Below are 22,344 nucleotides of genomic sequence, written 5' to 3'. Positions count from 1 at the left end.
GAATTCCACGCTGCCGAGCTACTCGGACTCCGCTGAAACTAACAAATCAAAGTCTGACTTTCGCAAACGCCTCTCTAGAAAATTCAAAAACAAATCTATTTTTTTGGAGCTATTACGCCTAACTTTATACAGAGCGCCAACTACCTGAACCTCTTGCTTTAAATTAGGAAATATCTCTATTAATTGACCGCATTTAATGGCTGGCTGACAGAAATAAGAAGGCAATATAGCAATACCATTGCCATTTATTGCCGCAGCGCGAATATGAGTGGTCTTGTTAGAAACAAGATTACCCTTAAACTGATAGAACTTGCCATTGAATAGCCACCCATCTTTCAAACCATTAAGCCTGGCCAACAAAATATTATGTTTTCCGAGTTCTTCGATTGAGTCTGGATGCCCTTTCTTTTTTAAATATTCAGGAGATGCCACAAAAATGGGGTGAATATGAAAAAGTGGCAACGCATAAAACTGGCTATCTGGTATTGCCGACCAAACACGGATGGCAATATCGATATCATCCTCAACCATATCCAAATGGTGTGGCGTAAAGATAAGTTCGAGATTAAAGTCTGGAAAGGTTTCTTGAAAGTCAATACATATCTGGCTAAAGACATTTTCACCCAATGTTTCAGGGAAGGTTAAGCGCAATTTGCCCCGGTCCAAGGCCCCAATTTCAGCAACCCGATCTTCCAGGTCAGTAAAGGCATTGATTATCTGCTGCCCTTGCTGGTAAACAAGCCTGCCTGCATCGGTTACCGAGACCGATCTGGTTGTTCGGATCAATAGTACCTGGCCCAGCACCTGCTCCAATTGAGCCAATGTCTTGCTCACAGTTGGCGCTGACAAGCCCAAATGGCTACCGGCTTTGCTTAGAGAGCCATGATCCACTACCGCACAAAAGACACTGATTAAGTGGTACTTATCATATTCCCGCCGCACCGACTATTTCCTTAAAGCTAATTATGACTTTCCGCTGATGATCTTTATTAAGATCGGCCAAATAGTAAACTTTAAACCCATACTAATCCACTCTGGAAATTAACCCATGAATCACTTAACTTGTCACTGTGGGGCTATTCATTACAAACTTTTCAATAGCTCAGTTTCCCCTAAGGTAGCTGGGGCAATAAGTTTTGTTGAGACTTCCAATCCAGCGCTCATTGAAGATGCCAAAAAACAGCTTAATACCTATTCTTTTAAATCTGGACCAGTAAAAGAATATGGATTTTGTAGTCGGTGTGGTGCGGGTATATATCAAACAGATCGCCGTGGACAAACCCATCTCGTAATACATAGCCAGCAAAATTATCAAGCCGACTATAGTGGAATTCTGAGCTTCGGTTTTTAATTAGCCTTGTCAATCCTTCAGGCAGAAAATTAACTTAGTCAGTCACTCTCTAAGATTCGCTGTTGCATAAAGGTGTGCATGTAGTTAAACCTCATCGAATGGTTGATCACCCAGCTCCTCAAGAATGTGATTGATAAAGCTGGTAATACGTGATGAAAGTGCGGTGTTACGGTAATACACCGCATTAATAGATTGTTTCATGTCTAAGGTTTTACTAGAGAATAGCTGCACCAATCGCCCAGCTTGGCGATCTCTCTGGGTCATAAAGTCTGATAAACATACGATTCCTGCATCTGATAGTGCTAGTTGCCGTAAAGTCTCGCCACTAGATGAAGTAATCGTTGGCTTAATGTGCAGTATGTCCCCACTCTGCTCATACAACGGCCATTTGTTGAGTGATTCAGGCTTTGTGAAACCAAGCAAGGTGTGTTGGGCGAGTTGCTCCACATCCTCCGGGGTACCATGTTGTTGTAAGTAGCCAGGACTGGCTAGAATTCGAACTCTGCTAGAACCTATTGGCCGGGCATATAGGGTTGAGTCTTGGAGCTTACCGATACGAATGGCCACATCAGTGCGCTTCTCTATCAAATCGGTTATCCCCTCATTACTGTTTAGCTCAAGCTCTATCTGAGGGTATTTAGTTCGGAAGCTATTTACCATAGGTGCTATTACATGCAGCATAAATGGTGTGGCGGCGTCTATACGCAGAAGACCTGAGGGGTGCTTTTTGCGGGCCGCCATCTGCTCCTCGGCCTCTTCCACTGAGATGAGAATATCCCGTGCATATTTGAGGAAAGCTTGTCCCTCCTCCGTTAATTCCAGACGCCTGGTAGTGCGCTGTAGCAATGTAGTTTGCAGTTTATTCTCCAAACGGGCTAATGCACGGCTAACCCCGGAGACAGTCTGCTCTAACCGTTCGGCAGCCGAAGTGATCGAAGAGGTATCTACCACAGTGGTAAATACCTGGAGCTCTTGAAGGGTAACCTGCATTGTTGACCTTAAATCAATAGTATATTGCCTATATGCGGCTTTTTCATCAAAAGCTATTACCCCACACTGACTCCATCGACCCACTACCGTCGGCTACTACAAACAGGCCATATCGCCATAGTAATCAGCTGCAGTTTTTATGCTAAGTACATTGGTAACGGGACGTAACTGGCTAGTCAGGCATTTTTAACCGCCCGACCACATAGTCAAAACCTCTTAAGTTAAGAATTTCATTGATGGGAGAAGCAAGTGAAGCTGAAAAATCTATTGCCCAGTAAGCTCGGATTTGGCACAGCACCTCTTGGCAATATGTTCCGCGAGATTCCGGATGCTGAAGCCTTAGCAACGGTACAGGCGGCCTGGAATAGCGGTATCAGGTATTTTGACAATGCGCCATTCTATGGAGCCGGTCTTGCAGAAATTCGTATGGGTGAAGCGTTGTCTAGCTTCCCACGCGAAGACTATGTTATCAGCACCAAAGTTGGCCGCTTAATTTTGGATGAAGTTGAAGATGTAGCGAGCCGAGATATTCAAGATAAGCGTGAGATATTCAAGCATGGCCGCCCCAATAAGGTTGTTAATGACTACTCATACGATGCAACAATGCGCTCGATAGAAGGCAGCCTCAAGCGGTTAAAGACCGATCGTATTGAAATTGCATGGGTTCACGATGTTGCACAGGATTTCTATGGTGACGAATGGCTTGGTATTTTTGAAAGCGCGCGGAAAGGTGCTTTCAGGGCTCTCGATAAACTGCGTGATGAAGGCGTAATTCAAGCTTGGGGCCTGGGGGTAAATAGAGTGGAGCCGATTGAAATACTTCTTGATCTTGAGGAACCTCGCCCCGATGGCTTTTTACTCGCTGGCCGCTACAGCTTGCTGGATCACTCTCGAGCTCTCCAGAGAGTAATACCTCAGATAATAGAACGCGACCTCGGCATCGTAGCTGGAGGCCCCTATAGCTCCGGGGCGCTAGTCGGAGGACCAAATTTTGAGTACGCGCCGGCATCAGACTCGATACTGCAAAAAGTTTCCAAATTCAAAGCGATTGGCGATAAGTACGGAGTTAGCACTAAGGCTATTGGTTTGCAATTTGTACTGGCTAATCCAGCCATTGCTGCGGTGATACCAGGTGCGAGCAAACCTAGTAGGATCAAAGAAGATGTTGAGGCTATGGAAACTAATATCCCTGATGCTCTATGGCAAGAATTGCGTCAAGAACATCTTGTCGATGACTCCGCTCCACTACCAAATGGAAGGTAAGGGTAAACATCACTAGCTATACAATATTAATCCCGGCCTATAAACATTATTGGTGGGATTATTAGGGAAATTTAACTTAATATTTAGTCGTTCGAACTTGATCTGACAGTAACCGGTTTTTTTAGAAGTTGCTCTGCCAGGTCAAGTTCAGTTTTCCGATCATTTACTATACGCGAGAATTTCTATAGTCAACTGACTGTAAAAATTTTAAACACAGCGGATAGAAGAAAAACTTATGTAAGCCTGCAATTTTACATAGCCATTTGATAAAATTAAAAGAAATGCAGAAATCCTTATAATTTGAGAACCCCCAAATATAAAAAGTATTTACACTTTCAGAATCTCGCTACTTAATCTAAAAGAAGTTCCAAAACCTACTAGCGATTGGTCCCAGAGCACGTTCTCTATTGCGGATAATACATAAATCAAAACTACTAAATGCTTTGATGCCTTCGACATTGATTGGGACGAGTAAGCTCTTCTTCAGCTCATCCTCTATAAAATGCCTGGGAATTCTCCCCCAACCAAGCCCAGCTAGAGTCAATTCTTTTTTTGTATGGTAATCATTAACAAGCCACCTGCGCCCAACTTCTAGCAAGCTAATATTTCCTTTGTTTCCCGAGTGGCCGGTATCCCTCACAACAATTTGCGGTAACTGTGCAGCTTCCAACTGTGAGACACTTTCCCCTGGGAAGACCTCAGGCGCCACAACATTCACAAGCTCAACCTCCCCTATTTTCTTCCATTCATGTTTACTCTCAACACCGTATAAAGTAGCGAATGCTAGATCAGCTTCATTATTATCGACACGTTCCATAACGCCCGATAATAGTTCAGTACTAATACTGAAATCTGTATTGGGAAAAGACAACACTATGGGTTTGATCTGTTTTAATAAAGGAGATAGCTCAACAATACCACTGATAACCACGGTGAATTTTGGCTCTATTCCCGCTCCAAGCTGGTGTCCCATTACAGAGAGCTGTTCAAGGCTCTGAATAACGCGCTTAGACTGCTTATAAAAAGCCTCCCCCTGCTTTGTAAGACTTGGACGATAGCTATCCCTATGGAATAAGGGAAAGCCAAACTCTTCTTCCAACTTCTTAATTGCATTACTGATTGTCGGCTGGGTTTTGAAAATGGTCTTTGCCGCACCTCGAAAACTGCCCTGTTCAACTACAGCGATAAACATCTTGAGTTGTTCCTGGGTCATAACAAAACCTGATCCAAATGATTAATCATGTTGATACAAATATACCATTATCTATCTATCGTATACATAATTATCCTACGCCCTATCAACACAAGCAGAGTTAAGCGATATGGCTAAGAATCATCTAAATCTGAGTCTTTTTTCATCAGGAAATCTCGGATCAATAGAAACTGACAACCGTGTCATCATGGCTGCGTTGACACGTGCTCGAGTTGGAAGGGATGGCGTACCTACAGACATCAATGCCAAGTATTACGCCCAACGAGCCGGTGCAGCGATGATCATCTCTGAAGCCACAGCGATTTCAGCCCAAGGGCTCGGATGGGTAGATACCCCAGGTATTTTTACGCAAGAACAAATCAAAGGCTGGCAAAAGGTTACCGATGCTGTACATCGCCGTGGCGGGAAGATTTTCATCCAACTTTGGCATATGGGCCGAGAAGTGCACCCCGATCTTATCGGAGGCCAGGCTCCCGTAGCACCCTCAGCAATCGCTGCAGAAGGCGTAGCACATACTTATGAAGGAAAGAAACCTTACGCAATGCCCAGAGCCCTAACTCACAATGAGATTCAAGGCATTATCGCGGATTACAAACAGGCGGCTAAGAATGCTCTCAAAGCCGGTTTTGATGGAGTCGAGCTCCACGCTGCAGGGCCTTACCTGCCGGCTCAATTTCTACATGACAGTAGTAATCAGCGCACCGATGCTTACGGAGGGAGTATAGAAAACAGAGCTCGCTTCACCTTTGAAGTTCTATCGGCACTGTGTGAAGTCTGGGGGTCTGACAGAGTCGGTATCAAGCTATCACCAGAGATTAGCTTGACAGACAGCCGCGCTCAAGAAACCTACTTATATATTGTCAGTCAACTCAGTAGATATAACCTGGCTTACTTACAGATGATGGAACGGGCATGGGATAGAAATGAGCAACCATCCATTGACCATACCCAGCTGCGTGATGCTTACAAAGGTTGCTACGTTGCCAATGGTATGTATGACTCGGAATCTGCAAACAACGCTATTGCCGATGGCTCTGCCGATTACATTTCATTTGGACGCCTCTTTATATCAAATCCTGACCTAGTAGCGCGCCTGGCAAGTAATGGGCCCTATAACGAAGAAGATATGTCTTCATTTTTTTCCGGTGATGCACGGGGATATGTGGACTACCCATCTTTATCCGAGCAAAGCGCTTAAGCATCAATTTATTATTTGTATTTTGGACACAGCCATGGAAAAAATTCTGATTACCGGCGGAACTGGAAACAACGGCAAAGCCATTCTTGAGAATCTCGCCAACACCAATATGCCTGTTAGAGCTATGTTACGTGATATTTCGAAAGCGCCAATAAGGACTAAGAATATCAGCTACGTAAAGGGGGACTATGAAGATGAACACTCTCTATTAGAGGCTCTGAATGGTATTGAATCAGCCTTTTTGGTTACCGCGTTCGAATCCTCATTCGCCAAGAAACATGCCGCTTTTATCCGTGTAGCTGAGCAAGCCGGTGTCAAACATATAGTGCAACTCTCCGGTTTAGGGGCCGATGCAAGTTCGCCTATAGATATAGCAAGATGGTTAGGAGAGGCAGAAGACTACCTTATTCAATCCACTTTAAACTGGACGATACTACAACCCGCCAGTTTTAACAGCAATTTCTTCGCTTCGGCCGATGAAGTTGCCAACTTAAGTACTATTAGTGCGCCTTTTGGCTGCGAACCGGGCGCAACCGTTGTGACAGTCGATCATCAAGACATTGCCGATGTGGCAACAAAAATATTAATGGAACCAAATTTACATAAAGGAAAGAAATATATTCTCACTGGCCCGGAAAAATTAACTTATAGCGATATAGCACAGATCTTATCTGAGGAGTTAGACAGAGAAATTAAATACATGCCCATCAGCGATAAAACTGCAAGGCTGGGGTTACTCAATTCTGGAATTCCCGAGAGCGATATTGATGCCTTAGCACAACTTTGGCCAGTAACTCGCGAATGGGGCCATACTATTGAGCTTTCTGACCATACAGAAAAACTACTGGGTAGAGGGGCAACCTCAATTAGAGCCTTTTTTCGCAGTGAGATACATCGATTTAAGAAAAAAGAAGTCTAGATAAGTAGTTACCTCGTTGGAAAGTTAGTGTTTAACAATGAGCACTAACTTTCCAACTATGCCAATAATCTTTGATAAGTAGAAATGAAAGGCATTCTTCAGCATGGCGCTTCCGATGGTTGTGTCTTTTTTCAGCACCAATGGCTGTAGACCTCGGGATAAGAGTTGAACCGCAGCGGTAATGCCGATAGGATCGGCACCGATAACAATCATATCATGGATGTTTTTCATTACTTGTGGCAGTGCCCCGCCCAGAAACACCCCCACGCTTCGAAGGCTGGGCGTCACTGTTCTTAGAGCCAGAGTTACAACCTTTAGACTCCAGGTAGGCTTCATCATAAACAAACCGTTCAAAGCCTGATTTCTCCAATAGGAACCCAGTCAATCTCCCCAAGACCAACATTAACTAACATGTAAAGAATTTCTACAACACTGATCTTGCACTATGAACCTTTTTGTTTACCAAGTTTATTAATAATGAATTTTGCACGCTCCACGGTTTCAACTAGTTTCTTGGGTACAGCATTGTCTTCCCAATCCTGCATAAAGACCACTGACAAACCGCTATTGAGATCACTAAACCCATATTGCCCATAGGAACCAGCTGTGTAGATAACGTTGTATTCAGGCAAGTACCAGGCTTGAGACCCATATGCCACAGGAGTACCCAACGCAGTGGCAAGTGCCTTGCCACTTTCAGATTTAGCAAGAAGATCCTTATCAAGATTTTTTACTGAATCATAGAAGCTCTTTGGAGCCTTGCCCTGAGCAATCCACTGATGAAAAAGTGCATAGTCGCGTAGGGTAGTACTGATACCATAGGAAGGGCTAGCGGTACCATCAACGGTCAAGGCAATGGAGCCAGAACTATTTGCCCCAAAATCATTAAAGAGATCCGAAAGAAGCTTGTTGAATGGGTGCCCTGAAACTTCTTCTGCAAGTATGGCTAATAGATCGGTGTTTTTATCATTATATGTATATACTTTGCCCGATTCATTCTGGACTTTAGCATTCTTGATGGCATTGCGATGTCCAGTTGGTTTACCCGGCTTTAAGCCTTGCTCAACCTCAAATAAATAGGCTTCACCTCCTGGCACATGATAATCTGTCGCGGGTAATAAGCCCGAGGTCATATCAAGCACCTCTTGCACCTTGGCTTTTCCAATTTTTGAACCAGCAAAATCAGAGAGATAATCTCCAATCGACAAATTAGGATCTATCTTACCTTTATCAATCAGCTTTGAGATAATGATTCCTGCGTAAGTTTTGGAAGCGGATTGCAAAAGCTGAGTTTGATTGTGATCAAGTCCATTATCATAAAACTCCCCGATAATTTTATTATCTTTCATAACCAGAAAACCTTTTGTTTGAGTGGCATTTAGCGACTCAACGAAAGGCCAGCCCTTGTGGATTTCCAGACTTATATTAAAGGGCTCTTCAACAACCTCCAGATTGGATGGTTTATCAGCACCCATTATATGCACCGTGCCAAAGATGCCATAGTCATCCCAGTGCATGGATGTATATCTGTAATATGGCCAAGTTTGCATATTATTTTGATTAATATCAGATAGATCAAACGGCCGATAAAAATCATTGAGCGTAACTTTTTCTTTAGCTAGAGCAGATGGAAAAGAACTAATCGCCAAGATCATTGCTACACACCCATACTTCAAACATATTCCACCATTTCTCATTGGATTTATCGTTGTTGACATAAAAAAGAACTCGTTGCTGTTTATCCTGACACGACCTCAATTAACACATCTTCAAAAATCGTAGCAGAATGAAAATTTAAATTTAGATACAGAAAAATGTACTTAACATGACCTACAACCAAGTGACCGGGAGTTGCACGATTCTTGGCTTCAGGAGGGCGCTCACAGGTGGATATCATTTCAACGGTACTCAACTTCGGCAGCTCTTCTGTGGAAGCCCTCTTCGCATGTCGCATGCTGTATTTTGACCTAAAGTCATTCACCAGCTGCTTATTAAGTACGCATCTAGATGGGAGGGGCAATCCCGCCATATACGCTTTAAGAGCCACTGATCGAGCCGGCATGTTTGTTGAGCCCCTACAAATCTCGAGCTAGGCAGGCAGTGAGCGCACCACCATCAACCGCTCTTCGGTCATATCCTTGATCGCCCAGCGCACCCCCTCTCGGCCCAGGCCCGAATCCTTCACACCACCGTAGGGCATATTGTCTACCCGCCAACTGGGCACATCCCCTATTACCACACCACCCACCTCCAGGGTGTCCCAGGCTTTTTGGGCTCTGTACAAATCACGGGTGAAAATCCCGGCCTGCAAACCAAATGCGCTGTCATTGACCTTTTTCAGCACCTCATCGAAATCATCAAAGGGTTCCAGTATTGCTACAGGCCCAAAAGCTTCCTGCTGCACTACATTGCAATCACTGGGGACATTCTCTAATAACGTGGGTTCGAGCATGGCGCCATCGCGGTTACCACCGCAGAGAAGGCTGCCTCCCTGTTCAACCCCTTCTTTAATCCAGTTATGTAACCTTGTCGCTTCCCCCTCTGAAATCATCGGACCAATAAACGTATGTTCATTTTTAGGATCACCTTTCTTAAGCTTCTTGGTGCGCTCCAGCAAACGCACTTTCAGGTCCTCATATAGACTGGAATGCCCATAGATCCTCTGCACACCGATACAGCTCTGACCCGACTGATAAAAAGCGCCAAAGATCAGGCGTTCTACCGCATCTTCCAGATCGGTATCCCGATCAATCACACAGGCAGCATTGCCCCCCAATTCCAGAATAACCTTCTTGCGCCCTGCCCTGGCCTTCAAGTCCCAGCCTACCGCAGGGGAGCCGGTAAAACTGAGTAGCTTAAAGCGATCATCCACAGTAAATAGGTCCGCGCCTTCGCGGTGACAGGGCAGCACCGAGAAGGCCCCCTTGGGCAGATCGGTTTCCGCCAGTACCTCTGCGATAATCAGGGCACCGATCGGGGTTCTACTCGCGGGTTTGAGCACAAAGGGGCAGCCGGCAGCAATGGCTGGAGCCACTTTATGGGCCGCAAGATTCAATGGGAAATTAAACGGTGAAATAAAAGAGCAGGCCCCTACGGGAACCCGTTTAACAAATCCCCGATAGCCCGCGCTGCGCTTGGAGATTTCCAGATTGATAATCTCCCCATCGATACGCACCGCCTCTTCTGCGGCCACACGAAAGGTATCAATCAAACGGGAGACCTCCCCACGGGCATCGTGGATCGGTTTACCTGCCTCAATACACAGGGCCACGGCCAACTCTTCAAAGCGAGTCTGAAAGCGCTGTACACAGTGATCCAAGACTTGCTGACGTTTGTAGGGCGGAAACGCAGCCATGGGTTTTTCTGCCAGCAAGGCCCAATCTATCGCGCTATCGATCACCTTGGCATCTGCCATGGCAACCTGTGTTGCCACCTGGCCGGAGTACTTATCGGTTACATCCAGCTCGGTATTGGCATAGATGGCTTCATTGGCCAGGTAGTAGGGGTACGCTTTCTGTAACATCAATGGCTCCTGGTGGTATTCACGGTGAGCATCGACATCGGAACCCGCTCGATCTGTCACGAGGGTATAGGTTACCCAGAGACAGATAGCAACACGGATAGCTTCTATAGGCCTTAGGGGCTGACCCAAATCTAGAAAGGTAGGCGTTGATACAACAGGCGCGGGAAAGCGCCACCACAGTCACTGAGGTGAGTCACTGGGTGGCGCTATTAAAGATGGTTATTGGTTTGGCTATTTCTCCGTCAGCCACATACCTTCGGGTTCGTAGTTAAACGTTTTGTAGGTCTTTTTATTGGTGGATGGGTTGTCTGACTTTTTATCGATGTCATAGACAGTCCAATTCAGCTCGCTGTGGTTGAACTCAATCACCGCATAACCATAGATATTGCTGACAAAATCCTTGATATGCGGATTGTTAACCTGCACGCCTCCATTAAGCAATGAAGTGAATACGCTACCCACATCGACCCCTCTCTCTACCGTGTCATTCAGGTTCGGTGACGAGATCGAAGGGGTCATCAGCTCAATGCCTACCAAGTTGTCATAGTCCCAGTTGCTGATCTTGTTGAAGTTCACTTTCAGGTAAGAGGCAATACTGGTGTGCAGATCCCCGGTCAGCACAACAAAATTATCGACACTGTTGTCTTTCACACTGGAGAGAATTTTCTCACGCTCCCATTGATAGCCATCCCAGGCATCGTAGTTAGCGAATACCAGAGGACGCCCCAGTGCGGTGCCTGCTAACTGGGCAAGCAGGGTCTGGTTACCCCAAACTTTCCAGCGGGCATTGGAGTTGACCAAGCCATTAATCAGCCAATCCCGTTGGGTTTTCCCCAGCATGGTTTGGGATTTCTCTTCGTAATCGGTGCACCAGTAGTTTTCCCAGGCACTACCGTCTTTGCAGGGCTCTTTGGTCCGATAGGTTCGGCTATCGGTCATATATAAGTCGACCAAATCGCCGAATTGGAAAGAGCGGTAAATTTGCAGGTAGTCGAAGGCGTGGCTGGCCGCCTCATCCACTTTTACACGAGCCGGCACATACTCAATCCAGGCCTGTTGCGCATCGCGGCGCAGCTGGCGCAATTGCTCGGGGTTGTTAGCCCCAGTTTGGTAGGGATGGGATGGCACACCCAGGGTATCGCGATCGTAATCCCAGTAGGCGTTATCCGCAGTTTCGTGGTCATCCCAGGTGATAATAAAGGAATGCATTTCCATCGCCCGCTGCAGGTTTTTATCCTTGCGGTATTCCCGGTAAATATGGCGATAGTCTTCGAGATCCATGGCCACATTACCGCCGGAAGGCAGGCTCATTGGGTGAACAATCGCATCCTCAAAACCTTCGTACTGCGCGTACTCATAGATGAAGTCTCCCAAGTGCAATACGCAATGCACATCTTCATCCGCCAAATGGCTGTAGGCGTTGTAATAACCCGTGGTGTAATCCTGACAGGTCACCACCGCCATTTTGATACTTTCCAGCCCACCAGTTGGCAGGGTATGGCAGCGCCCCGTGCGGCTGCACAGTGCGCCGTATTTAAAGCGGTAGTAGTAGCGCTGATTGGGAGACAGATAGCCTTCCAGGTCGATATTTACGGTGTAGTCGCGATCCGCACTAATATCCTCAGCATTGATCTCAGCACTCAACACCGGCTGGGTAAATGAATCGTCCAAAGCCACATCCACATACAGGATTTGGCCAGGTACAAAGGCAGCGGGGTTGATATGGGTCCAGAGCACCACACCAGTTTGGCTGGGATCACCGGAGGCCACAGACAAATCGAAGATCAACCCATCCTGATCGATATCGTAGCCCGAGGGGCTGCCACTCAGATTAAAGCGCGCATAGGTTTCGCTATTGCTAGCCGCTAATGAGCGAACGGTAAATGGTGTAAGCAGCGCAAGCCCCATGGCTTGCACAAATGTACGGCGAGAAACAGTCATAAACCCCAACTTCCTGTTTGTTATTTAGAATTCGAATAATGTGAATTGGCGCGCATTTTATAGAAATGCGTACCAACAAAGAAGTCGGTTTATTCTACGAAGTATTAAATTTTGATGAAGGTTTAACCGAAAAAAGTCGATATACGCTACATTAGTCACATCTGACAGTTTGGCAGGATAGTAGATACCAGGGAAGTGGCAGGTCAATAAACTATCTTTAACCCCCCTAACCCTCCAGATAATGCTTCCAGTACAAAGCAATATCAGCTGTTCTACTGTTTACAAAAGCCTCAAAACTCAGGGCATACCCCATGCGAGACGTTGCCGTTGTTGCCTACTGTAGAACCGCAATCGCCAAAGCAAGGCGCGGTGCCTTAAACCAAACCCACGGTATCCCCATGGCCGCGCATGTCATCAAGGAAGCGCTGCACAGAGCTACTTTGGATCCCGAGGAAGTGGAAGACGTTGTACTGGGCTGTGGGTTACCTGAGGGGGCAACCGGCCACAATATCGCTCGCAACGCCGCCCTATTTGCAGGTTGTGGCGTCAAAGTGCCCGGTATGACGATTAACCGCTACTGCGGCTCGGGTCTCAATGCCGCATCGATCGTAGCGAATCGGATCGCCAGCGGGGAAATGCAGGTCGGCGTTGCCGGTGGCGTAGAAAGTATTAGTCTCGTGCAGTTCAACCTGAACCTAAATCACTTTGTCTATGAGCCCCTGCAACAACAAATCCCCGCTGTTTGGTGGACCATGATCCAAACAGCGGATTTCGTCGCTGACACCTTTTCGATCAGCCGGCAGGCACAGGATGCCTATGTGGTGGAGTCGCAAAAACGCGTGGCGGAAGCGCACAGAGCAGGCAAATTTGCCGAAGAAATCGTTCCTTTTGAGACAGTCATGTCGATAAAAGATAAAGAGACTGGGCAGATCTCAGAAAAGACAGTGTTGCTGAAAGAAGATGAAGGCCCACGCCCCGGTACCACCCTGGAAGGGTTATCGGCTTTAGAGCCAGTGAATGATGGCGGCACGGTAACTGCGGGCAACGCTTCACAGCTCTCTGATGGCGCTGCGGCCGTCGTCATGATGGATGCCGAGCTGGCCGCCAAAAGAAACCTGCCCATCCTGGGGCTATTTCGCGGTATGCAGCTTGCAGCGGTGGCCCCCGATGAAATGAGTATCGCCGTGGCGCCAGCCATCAAGCGCTTAATGAAGCATCAAGGGCTTTCTATGGGAGAGATAGACCTTTGGGAGTTACACGAAGCCTTTGCGGTTACCACCCTCTATAACCAAGCGGAACTGGACACGCCTTGGGATATTACTAATGTTAATGGGGGCGCCATTGCCCTCGGGCACCCCTATGGAATGTCCGGCATTCGTTACCTGGGTTCTTCACTGATGGAGCTCAAGCGCAGAGACGCACACAAGGCGGTTATTGGGGTCTGTACTGCTGGCGGGATGGCCACAGCAGTATTCCTCGAGCGCTAACAGTTACAAAGTCTTCCCCTCTGGCCACCCTACCCCTGGCCACTTTGTACTTTTAACAAGCAAAAACAAGCGAACTGGAACACGCAAACTGCGTTCAATCATCACCACCTAGAAGTTGATCCCACCTATAGCGCCTGAGCGCCTGGTCTGCTGGACAATTTGGCGTCTCGATCCTCTCAATATATCGTATCTATGGCTTCAAAGTGCCCGGAAAGAAGCTTGCAATTGCCACCAGGTTTGCCTCGAAGCTGGAGGAATAGCTATGTCCCAGCTCAAAGAGGGCCACAGCCAAGACTCTCTCTGTAAAGACGCTCTCTGTAGCTGCCCACCGAACAAGCAGTCTAAAGCCTCCATCAAAGGTGTATTGCACTGATGATGGAGACAATCCATGACGGCTTTATTTTTCTCTCTGCACAGAGCCGGGGCGCTCTGTTTATCATGTTCTGGATCGTGATTTTTCTGGAACTCCCTCGCTATATCTTCTCTTTCTTCACCGCGGTTTTCTTTTTTAGCTCAAGGATCGAGAAAGAAGTAGATCTGGAGAAAATCGGCAAAATTTCGGTGATTATTGCCGGCCATAACGAGGAGGAGTCGATCGAAAAGTGTGTGCACAGTCTTTGGGCGCAAAGTGTTAAGCCCTATGAAATCATCGTGGTGAGCGATGGCTCCACCGATGGAACCAGAAAAGTGATGTCCAGCTTACTGACCCGAGGACTCATTCAGGGAGCCCATGCGACAGAACTTAGAGGCGGTAAGGCCTCCGCACTAAATCTGGGAATACGCTTTTGCACTGGCGATATCGTTATCACCGTAGACTGCGATTGCTCCTTTGAGCACCACACCATGAAGGAAGTGTTACTCCCCTTTGAAGACCCCAAAGTGGGGGTGGTTTCCGGTAATGTTTTTGTGCGCAACCCTCACGATAACCTACTCACCGCATTTCAAACCATCGAATACATTGTCAGTATCTCCCTCGGCAGGCATGCATTGGCCATGATCAGGCAAATGTGCTGTGCATCTGGCGCCTACAGCGGGTTCCGAAAAACCGCTATTGACCAGATTGGTGGCTTTGATTCCGGTGGGGGGGAAGATCTGGATATTACTTTTCGCCTGCGCAACTACGGCTGGGATATCGCCTTCGCCCCAGAGGCGATCTGCTATACGGATGTACCCACGAATATCCTGACTCTAATTCGCCAGCGCTTGCGTTGGGAGCGGGATGCTGTGCGTTTGCGTTACCGCAAGTACGCCCACTTTATCAATCCTTTTAAGCGCCGCATCAAATTCGAAGAGTTCTTTCATCAATTTGAGTTCTTGATCTTTAATGTGATCGCTGCTATCGCTTTGCCCATCTACTTGGTCTGGCTGTTTGCGAGTTATGGCAGTAATGCCTGGTTTATTTTAATCGGTGCACAGATAGTATTGATAATGCTGGACTGCCTCACCTTTGCGCTCGCCTCCTATGCCACCTACAAATTCAGTACTTTTCCACTCTGGCCCTTTCTTATTGGCTACAGCATCCTCTATGTCAACTTGATGCGTGTAGTACGGCTCTATGCCTATGTACAGGAGTGGATCTTCAGAACCTCTTATGCGGATTCCTTCGCCCCTTCAAAAGTACACAAGGTAAGGGAGTAAACTGCTGGGAACACCTCAGAAGCCGATAGTTATCCCTTGGCGACCCCACTTTTTTGGCTAAAACTCGACTTTATAGTCAATCGCGATACCCAGCTCATAAGACCAAGCCTTATCTCCTTATTTCCTACGGGCTGGCGCTTCAGCCCTCGTGGTCTATCGTTTTACTTAAGGCGGAATTTTACCCGCCAACCGTATCAACCAAGTACAACCGGCGTCAGTTTGCCCCTTCTGTAGGAGGGTTTGCCATCTCCTTTCTCACTGATGCATACAACTATTATCGCTGGCCCAGTGATTTTAATACGGTGCATCCAGGCATTGAGAAGTGTGATGCCCTGGTGGTTGAGGAGCCCATGACTCCTCAGTGCATTGAAAAACTTTGGAACAGCCAGATAGGCTTGCACCTGCTACCGGTGATTGACCTAACCGGCACACTGGGAGTCAGGGCAGACCTGGATGCCTCTAACACGCTCAAGGCAGACCCTACAGAGTACGGCAAGTTGATCGATTCCTTTAACTTTCGCCGCTCTCAGTTACACCCGGATTTCTACAACCCCCAGAACGATGACGACAAAATCCTGGCCCGCATCTTTGTCTCCGGGATAAGCCTAACCCCTAGCTACCAGCCAGACTCGCGCACCACCGTATGCTTTAACACCCTGTTAGATTCAGAAACGGTATTGCACGAATGCGAAAAAATGATGACGGCCGAATTACTGGCCGGCAGCTTTTTTGACCGGCGGCATATTTGTAACGGCTGCAGTGCCTCTCAATTTAATGTGCGCGAAGAGTGCCCGGAATGTCGATCTCCCAACTTGAGAGAATCCTTCTATCTACACCACTTTAAGTGCGCCTACCTGGGGCCTGAAGACGATTTTCGCCAGGGCGAATATTTGATCTGCCCCAAGTGCCGAATGGAGATGAGCCACTTCGGCAGTGATTACGATAAACCAGGCACTATTTTGATATGCAATTCCTGCGGTAAAACCAGCTCAGAAACAGAAGTTGGCTTTTTATGCCTCAACTGTGATACCCATATAGATGGTGATTCGATAAAAACCGGGGATATCTTTAAGTATAGCCTTACCGAAAAAGCCGTTCATTACCTGCACGCTGGCCATGCATTCCTAGAACTCACCCAGCAAAGCCCTATCTTTGCTAGCCTACCCTTTGAACTTATCGTGGTTTTAAACAAAGAGCTGAAAGATTGGAAAAACAACGAGAGTGAGTTTTCACTGCTCTGTATCAAATATGAAAATGAATATTTGATCGAGCAAGAGCACGGTAACCGCCAGTTTTTTCATAGCCGCAATCAGTTTTTTCAGAGTTTAAGCCACTCGTTAAAAAAGGTTATGAAAGGGGAATACCCGGTTACCGCAGCTAAAGGAAGGATGGAAGATTTTATTCTGGTAAGCCATATCAGTCAGAAAGATCTGTACAAATTTAGTGAAGAAGCCGGGCAAAGAGCCGCGAGTTCTTTGCGATTGGATGTGGAACCCATCCTTCAGGTCTATGGCCCCGAGGACCTAAGTTAATGTGGGAGAGTATTCAAGACGGCACCCAATATCTATTCTCCCAGAGTTATACAACCTTATTTCTGATGCTATGGGTGTTAGTTGTTTTTGAAATCCCTCGCTATCTACTTTCATTTTTCACCGCTTTATTCTTTTTCCATTCAAAGCCAAAATTCGATACCGACACAGAAAACCTGGGGAAGCTCTCTGTAATTATCGCAGGACACAACGAAGAGGATGCAATTGAAAAGTGCGTGTACAGCTTATGGGAGCAAAGCCATCCACCAGATGAAATCATTGTAATCAGTGACGGATCTACAGATAAAACAAGAATTAAGATGCGTAACCTATTAAAAAAAAGGTTGATTCATGGGGCACACTCAACAGAATTACGCGGTGGGAAACCCTCTGGGGTGAACCTGGGCATACGATATTGCACAGGGGACATCATTCTAAACGTCGATTGCGATTGCTCTTTTGACTATCACGCATTAAAAAACATCTTGCAGCAATTTTACGATCCTAGAGTAGGAGCGGCAGCTAACAGCATTTTAGTGCGTAATTGGAGAGAGAACTTACTCACATCCTTTCAAGCCATTGAATATATTATCAGTATTAGTCTTGGTAAACATGCGCTGTTTATGCTGGGCCAGGTAACTTGTGCATCTGGAGCATTTGGCGCATTCAGAAGAACAGCGCTACTACAGGCTGGCGGCTTAGACCCCGGCGGCGGCGAAGACCTGGATGTGACCTTACGGATACGGTCTTATGGCTGGAAAATTGGATTTGCTGCCGATTCCATATGTTATACGGACGCACCCAACAATCTGGGAGCGTTAATTCGACAACGATTTCGTTGGGATAGAGATGCCATCCGTCTACGCTACCGAAAGCATCGGCATTTGATTAACCCTTTTGAACGTCGTATCAAACCCGAAGAGCTGTTTCACCAGTTTGAATTCTTTTTATTTAATGTGATTGCAACCATAATATTACCCATATACCTAGTCTGGCTATTTTATAATTATGGCGTGAATGGCTGGTTCATTTTAATAGCAGCCCAAATAGCCCTTTTCACAATGGACATGGTTACGTTCACTCTAAGCGCCATCAACACACCAAAATTTAGGGCAGGCCCAATTTGGCCTTACTTACTGGGCTACAGTCTTATTTATGTAAATCTGATGCGTATTGTTCGAATCCTTGCTTATACACAGGAATGGATATTCAGAACCTCATATACCGATTCCTACCAACCTTCAAAAGTTCATCGTGCACGAGAGTAATTTCACTTACTCAGGGCAATGGATGAAGACTTAAAGAAAACTCAAGCATTAATTCCTGTCACTCTAAGCACCCAGATGAGCCAATTTACATCCAACAGATTGGCGCTTCACACCTCTTGGTCTATGGTTTTAATTGAAGTAGGGATTTTGCTATCGAAGGTCTAAATCGAAAAAATAGCAACTTTAGCGCACATGTTAACGAGTAGTATATGAGCATTAAGCTTATTAAAAGAGGCATAAGCAACCATGTAGTTTTTTATGGATGTAATACCACCCTTCAACGATGCGATCCTGAGGTCTCCGGCTAATGTGGGAGGAAATTCAAGACGGCTACTATTACCTTATCTCCCAGAGCTTTACGACGCTATTTTTGATGCTCTGGGTAGTGGTAATCTTCGAGATCCCCCGCTACTTACTTTCGTTCTTTACCGCTTTGTTATTTTTTTCATCTAGACCAGAATATAATACTGACATCAAAAGTCAGGGAAAAATTTCAGTAATCATTACCGGGCACAATGAAGAGGATGCAATTGAGGAGTGTGTTTACAGCTTATGGGAGCAGAGCCGCCCGCCCGATGAAATTATTGTGGTAAGTGATGGCTCAACCGACGGCATGAGATTAAAAGTTCGCAATCTATTAAGAGAGGGTGTCATACACGGTGCCCACGCCACAGAAATTCGCGGAGGGAAATCCGCCGCAAACAACTTAGGGGTAAGATATTGTAGCGGAGATATAATTATTAATGTGGATTGCGACTGCTCCTTTGAATATCACGCAATAAAAAATATCGCCGAACAATTTGATGACCCTCTGGTAGGGGCAGCTTCCAATAATATCTTTGTACGCAACTGGGGCGCCAATCTACTCACGACGTTTCAAGCCATTGAATACATGATTAGTATTTCTCTTGGCAAACATGCGCTTTTCATGTTGGGACAAATGTCCTGTGCCTCGGGAGCATTCAGTGCATTTCGGAGGGAGGCACTTATTCAGGCCGGAGGCTTCGATGCTGGTGGGGGTGAAGACCTAGATATTACATTGCGTATTCGCCACTACGGCTGGAAAATAGGTTATGCCTCTGAATCAATCTGCTATACCGATGTACCGACTAATTTGGGCGCACTGATTAGGCAGCGGCTCCGCTGGGAGCGAGATGCGGTTCGCCTGCGTTTTAGAAAGTATCGCCACTTTATCAACCCACTTGAGCAGCGCCTTAAATTTCGGGAATTTTTTCACCAGTTTGAGTTCTTATTATTTAATGTAATCGCTATTCTGGTGCTGCCTATTTACCTGGCTTGGTTATTTTATACTTACGGCGTTAATGGTTGGTTCATTTTAATTGGAGCCCAGATTGTTCTTATAATACTGGATATAATTACTTTTACCCTAAGCGCCATCGCCACAATCAAATTTAAAGCTATCCCTCTCTGGCCATACCTACTTGGCTACAGTATTTTTTATGTCAATTTGATGCGTATCGTTCGGCTCTACTCTTATATTCAGGAGTGGGTATTTAAAACCTCCTATTCCGACACTTATGCACCCTCCAAAGTGCATCGTGTCAGGGAGTAAATTCAATGAGAACCATACGAAAACATATTCGCCCAGACACCATGGCCAGTGAGGTCCGCCCCCATCATAGTGCCATAGGGCGACGCATTTATATCGGAGTGTTGATATTATTTGCCCTGGCTATTCTCCGCTATCTATTTGGGGATTTGTTTATTCTCAAAGGGGATGGGCTGGTCCTTAGGGATTATGCTGCGGTCGAGATGGGTTATATTACCAGAGTGACCGCAGTGGAAGTTGATGAGGGGGAATTAGTTAAGGAGGGGCAGCTACTCCTCAAAATAGAATCCATGGAACTACTGGGGCGCTTGGCAGACCTCTCCAGCCGCCAGGCCAACCTGATTCAAATTTCCGCCGAGTTTACCCTGCTTTCCGAGACCGCCAAACAACTGCTGGTTCCTGCAGAACATCGCAAGCAAGAGATAGAAGAAATTCTGGCGCGAATCAATAAACTTGCCGACAAGGGTTTTGTCAGCAAAATCACCTATCAGGAAGTACTCAAGGATAACTTTAATGCGGGCCAGGAACTAGTCAGGATTCAGGTAGAAAGCACCACGTTAGACAAAAAGAAAAAAGCCGTAGATACAGCAATCAAGGTAGCCGGAACGGCCTACCAGAGACTGAAAGACCACTACGATGATGGCCGTGTACGCAGCCCGGTAAATGGTTTGGTCGGCGCTACTGTACCCTCTGTAGGCGATGTCTACCGAGAGGGGGAACCCCTAATGCAAGTCTATTGGGGGGAACCCTATGTACTCGCCTATATGCCGCGCCGATATATTCTTGCTCTTCGGCCGGGCATGGTTGTCACGGTCAAGAGTGGCCGCTACAAAGATAAAGGCGTGATCTCTGAGTTACTGCCCATTTCCGACCAACTGCCGGAAGAATTCCAGAATACGTTTAAACCCCAGGAGCGCAATCAGCTCGCCAAAATAGTACTCTCTGATCCAGAGCATTTTCCCTTATCTGAAAAGGTACAAGTTACTCTGGAATTAAACTGGAAGGATCTCTTTGTAGAGAACTTTATGGATTAAAGGTTTGTCGGGCATTAAATTCTGTCAGTGCCGCCCTCAACCATTCCGGCAAGGTGATCATCTGTTTGGTTTCAACCGAAAGGGTGACATAAGTAATTGTTGCCGTAAAAGCCAATAGGTCTGGGGTGAGATGGGCCTGCACTAGAAAGGTAAACGACTGATTGCCAACCTTGAGTACGCTGACTTTGAGCTGTAACTCCTGGTCCCAAGTAACCGGGCTTAAGAATTCCAGATTAAAGGCCCGCACCGGTGTCAGGAACCCCCGCTTCTTCATCGTGGCTATAGCCGGCCCATCAAATAAAATAGACATGGCTTCATGGGTGGCCTCCAGGGCAAAATTTGAGAACCTCGGGGTATAAACAATACCCTCGGGATCACAATCCCCAAATAAGACCTTGCGCTTGACAGTTATCATATGAGGTTCTCCCAAAAAGCCAGGCAGCCATTCTAATCCAGCGCTCTATTTACATCCTGCCAAAGCAGATAACCAATCCAACCAACCATAAACTGCTTATTTATTCACCACGGCTAAAAAGCCTCAGCAAAGTGACTTCTGGCGGCACCAGAAATCTTACCGGCAGGATACTGGTGCCTACCCCTGGGCTCACAAACAGGTGTTTGCCCTCCTCTTCGATATGCCCAATGGCATAGCGCTCCCCGTAGCGGGAGGGCACAATCGGGCGGCCAATCAAGGGTAAAAATACCTGGCCGCCATGAGTGTGGCCGGCAATCGTCAAGGCAATCCGTTGTGGAATTTGGGGAAATATATCTGGGTTGTGAGTAAAGGCTAAGACTGTCTCTGACTCTTCAATGGCAGACATTGCCTGATCTATATTGTGTGGCCCCTCCCAGAAATCACTGATGCCAACCAACTGCAAGGCACAGTGGCCGCTACTGATCTTGGTGGATGCATCTTCCAATAGCGGGATGCCTTTCTCAGTAAAAGCCCGCTCTACTCTTTTCGGGTCCAGCCACCAGTCGTGATTGCCCATTACAGCAAAAACGCCCAAGGGTGCCCTGAGGCCGGCAAGCACTTCAGCGGCACTCTCCGGTGTCACAAAAGAACCACCAACCACCCCCTGAATAACAAAGTCACCGGGGAGTAGTACTAAGTCAGGACTGCTGGCATTTACTTGGCTAACCAATGAACGCAGACTTTCAATACCCTTATAGGGGGAACCCACATGTAAATCCGCCAATACCGCCACGCTTAAACCACTACAGGAAGCTGGCCAAGATTCCAGGCGAAGTGCTTGCTCATTGATCCTGAAGCTTCTTGGCTCAGCGAAAAAGGCCCAAACGGCAAGGGTAAGAGCAACAACCAGAGCCACCAAAAAGAAAGCCCGGTACTTTCCCCGTGGCCAGCTCAATAGTTCTCCCGGTAGCTTACTCAACAACTTTTTCAATGAAGTACTCTCAA

Annotated in this window: 19 protein-coding genes; 10 read left to right on the top strand and 9 right to left on the bottom strand. The window is 46.7% G+C overall.

The window, feature by feature from the left end:
• Positions 1–18 precede the first annotated feature (18 nt).
• Positions 19–942, bottom strand: coding sequence for a LysR family transcriptional regulator (locus ACJJIV_RS20910; protein ID WP_444890230.1), 924 nt, complete (start codon positions 940–942; stop codon positions 19–21).
• 106 nt (positions 943–1,048) lie between these two features.
• Between ACJJIV_RS20910 and ACJJIV_RS20905 the strand changes: the two genes are divergently transcribed.
• Positions 1,049–1,351, top strand: a complete 303-nt coding sequence (locus tag ACJJIV_RS20905; protein WP_444890229.1) for a GFA family protein — start codon at positions 1,049–1,051, stop codon at positions 1,349–1,351.
• 84 nt (positions 1,352–1,435) lie between these two features.
• On the opposite strand, the gene ACJJIV_RS20900 is transcribed toward ACJJIV_RS20905, so the two are convergent.
• Positions 1,436–2,341 (bottom strand): LysR substrate-binding domain-containing protein, encoded by a 906-nt coding sequence (locus ACJJIV_RS20900; RefSeq protein WP_444890228.1) that lies wholly within the window; start codon positions 2,339–2,341, stop codon positions 1,436–1,438.
• A 249-nt stretch (positions 2,342–2,590) separates the two neighbouring features.
• Between ACJJIV_RS20900 and ACJJIV_RS20895 the strand changes: the two genes are divergently transcribed.
• Positions 2,591–3,604 carry an aldo/keto reductase gene (locus ACJJIV_RS20895; RefSeq protein ID WP_444890227.1) on the top strand — a complete coding sequence of 338 codons (1,014 nt, stop codon included), beginning with the start codon at positions 2,591–2,593 and terminating at the stop codon, positions 3,602–3,604.
• A 355-nt stretch (positions 3,605–3,959) separates the two neighbouring features.
• On the opposite strand, the gene ACJJIV_RS20890 is transcribed toward ACJJIV_RS20895, so the two are convergent.
• Positions 3,960–4,817 carry a LysR family transcriptional regulator gene (locus tag ACJJIV_RS20890; RefSeq protein ID WP_444890226.1) on the bottom strand — a complete coding sequence of 286 codons (858 nt, stop codon included), beginning with the start codon at positions 4,815–4,817 and terminating at the stop codon, positions 3,960–3,962.
• A gap of 109 nt (positions 4,818–4,926) precedes the next feature.
• On the opposite strand from ACJJIV_RS20890, the gene ACJJIV_RS20885 reads away from it, so the two are divergent.
• Both ACJJIV_RS20885 and ACJJIV_RS20880 read left to right on the top strand, forming a co-directional pair.
• A complete protein-coding gene (locus ACJJIV_RS20885; protein ID WP_444890225.1) occupies positions 4,927–6,015 on the top strand; it encodes an alkene reductase in 1,089 nt (362 codons plus the stop codon).
• A 34-nt stretch (positions 6,016–6,049) separates the two neighbouring features.
• A complete protein-coding gene (locus ACJJIV_RS20880) occupies positions 6,050–6,934 on the top strand; it encodes an SDR family oxidoreductase (RefSeq protein ID WP_444890224.1) in 885 nt (294 codons plus the stop codon).
• Positions 6,935–6,958: 24 nt separating this feature from the next.
• Here ACJJIV_RS20880 and ACJJIV_RS20875 read toward each other — a convergent pair whose 3' ends face one another.
• The 4 genes from ACJJIV_RS20875 to ACJJIV_RS20860 all read right to left on the bottom strand — a co-directional run bounded on the left by ACJJIV_RS20875 (position 6,959) and on the right by ACJJIV_RS20860 (position 12,398).
• Complete coding sequence (locus tag ACJJIV_RS20875; protein WP_444890223.1) at positions 6,959–7,288, bottom strand: hypothetical protein; 330 nt, start codon at positions 7,286–7,288, stop codon at positions 6,959–6,961.
• Between the two features lie 89 nt (positions 7,289–7,377).
• Positions 7,378–8,589: a serine hydrolase domain-containing protein gene (locus ACJJIV_RS20870; RefSeq protein WP_444890222.1), complete on the bottom strand. Its 1,212-nt coding sequence runs from the start codon at positions 8,587–8,589 to the stop codon at positions 7,378–7,380.
• Between the two features lie 434 nt (positions 8,590–9,023).
• A complete protein-coding gene (locus ACJJIV_RS20865) occupies positions 9,024–10,517 on the bottom strand; it encodes an aldehyde dehydrogenase family protein (protein ID WP_444884765.1) in 1,494 nt (497 codons plus the stop codon).
• Positions 10,518–10,688: 171 nt separating this feature from the next.
• A complete protein-coding gene (locus ACJJIV_RS20860) occupies positions 10,689–12,398 on the bottom strand; it encodes an alkaline phosphatase D family protein (RefSeq protein WP_444890221.1) in 1,710 nt (569 codons plus the stop codon).
• Between the two features lie 311 nt (positions 12,399–12,709).
• Between ACJJIV_RS20860 and ACJJIV_RS20855 the strand changes: the two genes are divergently transcribed.
• From ACJJIV_RS20855 to ACJJIV_RS20830, 6 genes are all read left to right on the top strand, one after another.
• Positions 12,710–13,885 carry a thiolase family protein gene (locus ACJJIV_RS20855; RefSeq protein WP_444890220.1) on the top strand — a complete coding sequence of 392 codons (1,176 nt, stop codon included), beginning with the start codon at positions 12,710–12,712 and terminating at the stop codon, positions 13,883–13,885.
• Positions 13,886–14,257: 372 nt separating this feature from the next.
• The gene (locus ACJJIV_RS20850) at positions 14,258–15,523 is read left to right on the top strand and encodes a glycosyltransferase family 2 protein (RefSeq protein ID WP_444890219.1); all 1,266 of its coding nucleotides are present in this window, start codon (positions 14,258–14,260) and stop codon (positions 15,521–15,523) included.
• Between the two features lie 53 nt (positions 15,524–15,576).
• Positions 15,577–17,055, top strand: coding sequence for a TackOD1 domain-containing metal-binding protein (locus tag ACJJIV_RS20845; RefSeq protein ID WP_444890218.1), 1,479 nt, complete (start codon positions 15,577–15,579; stop codon positions 17,053–17,055).
• On the top strand, positions 17,055–18,320 hold the full coding sequence (locus ACJJIV_RS20840) for a glycosyltransferase family 2 protein (RefSeq protein WP_444890217.1): 1,266 nt from the start codon (positions 17,055–17,057) through the stop codon (positions 18,318–18,320). The genes ACJJIV_RS20845 and ACJJIV_RS20840 overlap by 1 nt, the downstream gene beginning before the upstream one ends.
• Positions 18,321–18,627: 307 nt before the next feature.
• Positions 18,628–19,893: a glycosyltransferase family 2 protein gene (locus ACJJIV_RS20835; RefSeq protein ID WP_444890216.1), complete on the top strand. Its 1,266-nt coding sequence runs from the start codon at positions 18,628–18,630 to the stop codon at positions 19,891–19,893.
• 5 nt (positions 19,894–19,898) lie between these two features.
• Complete coding sequence (locus ACJJIV_RS20830) at positions 19,899–20,924, top strand: HlyD family secretion protein (RefSeq protein ID WP_444890215.1); 1,026 nt, start codon at positions 19,899–19,901, stop codon at positions 20,922–20,924.
• On the opposite strand, the gene ACJJIV_RS20825 is transcribed toward ACJJIV_RS20830, so the two are convergent.
• Together ACJJIV_RS20825 and ACJJIV_RS20820 are read right to left on the bottom strand one after the other, a co-directional pair.
• Positions 20,914–21,339 (bottom strand): acyl-CoA thioesterase, encoded by a 426-nt coding sequence (locus ACJJIV_RS20825; protein ID WP_444890214.1) that lies wholly within the window; start codon positions 21,337–21,339, stop codon positions 20,914–20,916. The two genes, ACJJIV_RS20830 and ACJJIV_RS20825, sit on opposite strands and share 11 nt — an antisense overlap.
• 100 nt (positions 21,340–21,439) lie before the next feature.
• Positions 21,440–22,330, bottom strand: coding sequence for a metallophosphoesterase (locus tag ACJJIV_RS20820; protein WP_444890213.1), 891 nt, complete (start codon positions 22,328–22,330; stop codon positions 21,440–21,442).
• Positions 22,331–22,344 lie beyond the last annotated feature (14 nt).

The sequence above is a fragment of the Microbulbifer mixtoriginis (SeqCode) genome, from assembly GCF_052466765.1.
This window is presented reverse-complemented; position numbering and strand designations above follow the sequence as displayed.

Coding starts and splice junctions, on each gene's coding strand:
- ACJJIV_RS20825 (WP_444890214.1), bottom strand. CDS start 21,339: ATGATAACTGTCAAGCGCAAGGTCTTATTTGGGGATTGTGATCCCGAG.
- ACJJIV_RS20855 (WP_444890220.1), top strand. CDS start 12,710: ATGCGAGACGTTGCCGTTGTTGCCTACTGTAGAACCGCAATCGCCAAA.
- ACJJIV_RS20900 (WP_444890228.1), bottom strand. CDS start 2,341: ATGCAGGTTACCCTTCAAGAGCTCCAGGTATTTACCACTGTGGTAGAT.
- ACJJIV_RS20830 (WP_444890215.1), top strand. CDS start 19,899: ATGAGAACCATACGAAAACATATTCGCCCAGACACCATGGCCAGTGAG.
- ACJJIV_RS20840 (WP_444890217.1), top strand. CDS start 17,055: ATGTGGGAGAGTATTCAAGACGGCACCCAATATCTATTCTCCCAGAGT.
- ACJJIV_RS20885 (WP_444890225.1), top strand. CDS start 4,927: ATGGCTAAGAATCATCTAAATCTGAGTCTTTTTTCATCAGGAAATCTC.
- ACJJIV_RS20905 (WP_444890229.1), top strand. CDS start 1,049: ATGAATCACTTAACTTGTCACTGTGGGGCTATTCATTACAAACTTTTC.
- ACJJIV_RS20890 (WP_444890226.1), bottom strand. CDS start 4,817: ATGACCCAGGAACAACTCAAGATGTTTATCGCTGTAGTTGAACAGGGC.
- ACJJIV_RS20870 (WP_444890222.1), bottom strand. CDS start 8,589: ATGATCTTGGCGATTAGTTCTTTTCCATCTGCTCTAGCTAAAGAAAAA.
- ACJJIV_RS20880 (WP_444890224.1), top strand. CDS start 6,050: ATGGAAAAAATTCTGATTACCGGCGGAACTGGAAACAACGGCAAAGCC.
- ACJJIV_RS20850 (WP_444890219.1), top strand. CDS start 14,258: ATGATGGAGACAATCCATGACGGCTTTATTTTTCTCTCTGCACAGAGC.
- ACJJIV_RS20860 (WP_444890221.1), bottom strand. CDS start 12,398: ATGACTGTTTCTCGCCGTACATTTGTGCAAGCCATGGGGCTTGCGCTG.
- ACJJIV_RS20835 (WP_444890216.1), top strand. CDS start 18,628: ATGTGGGAGGAAATTCAAGACGGCTACTATTACCTTATCTCCCAGAGC.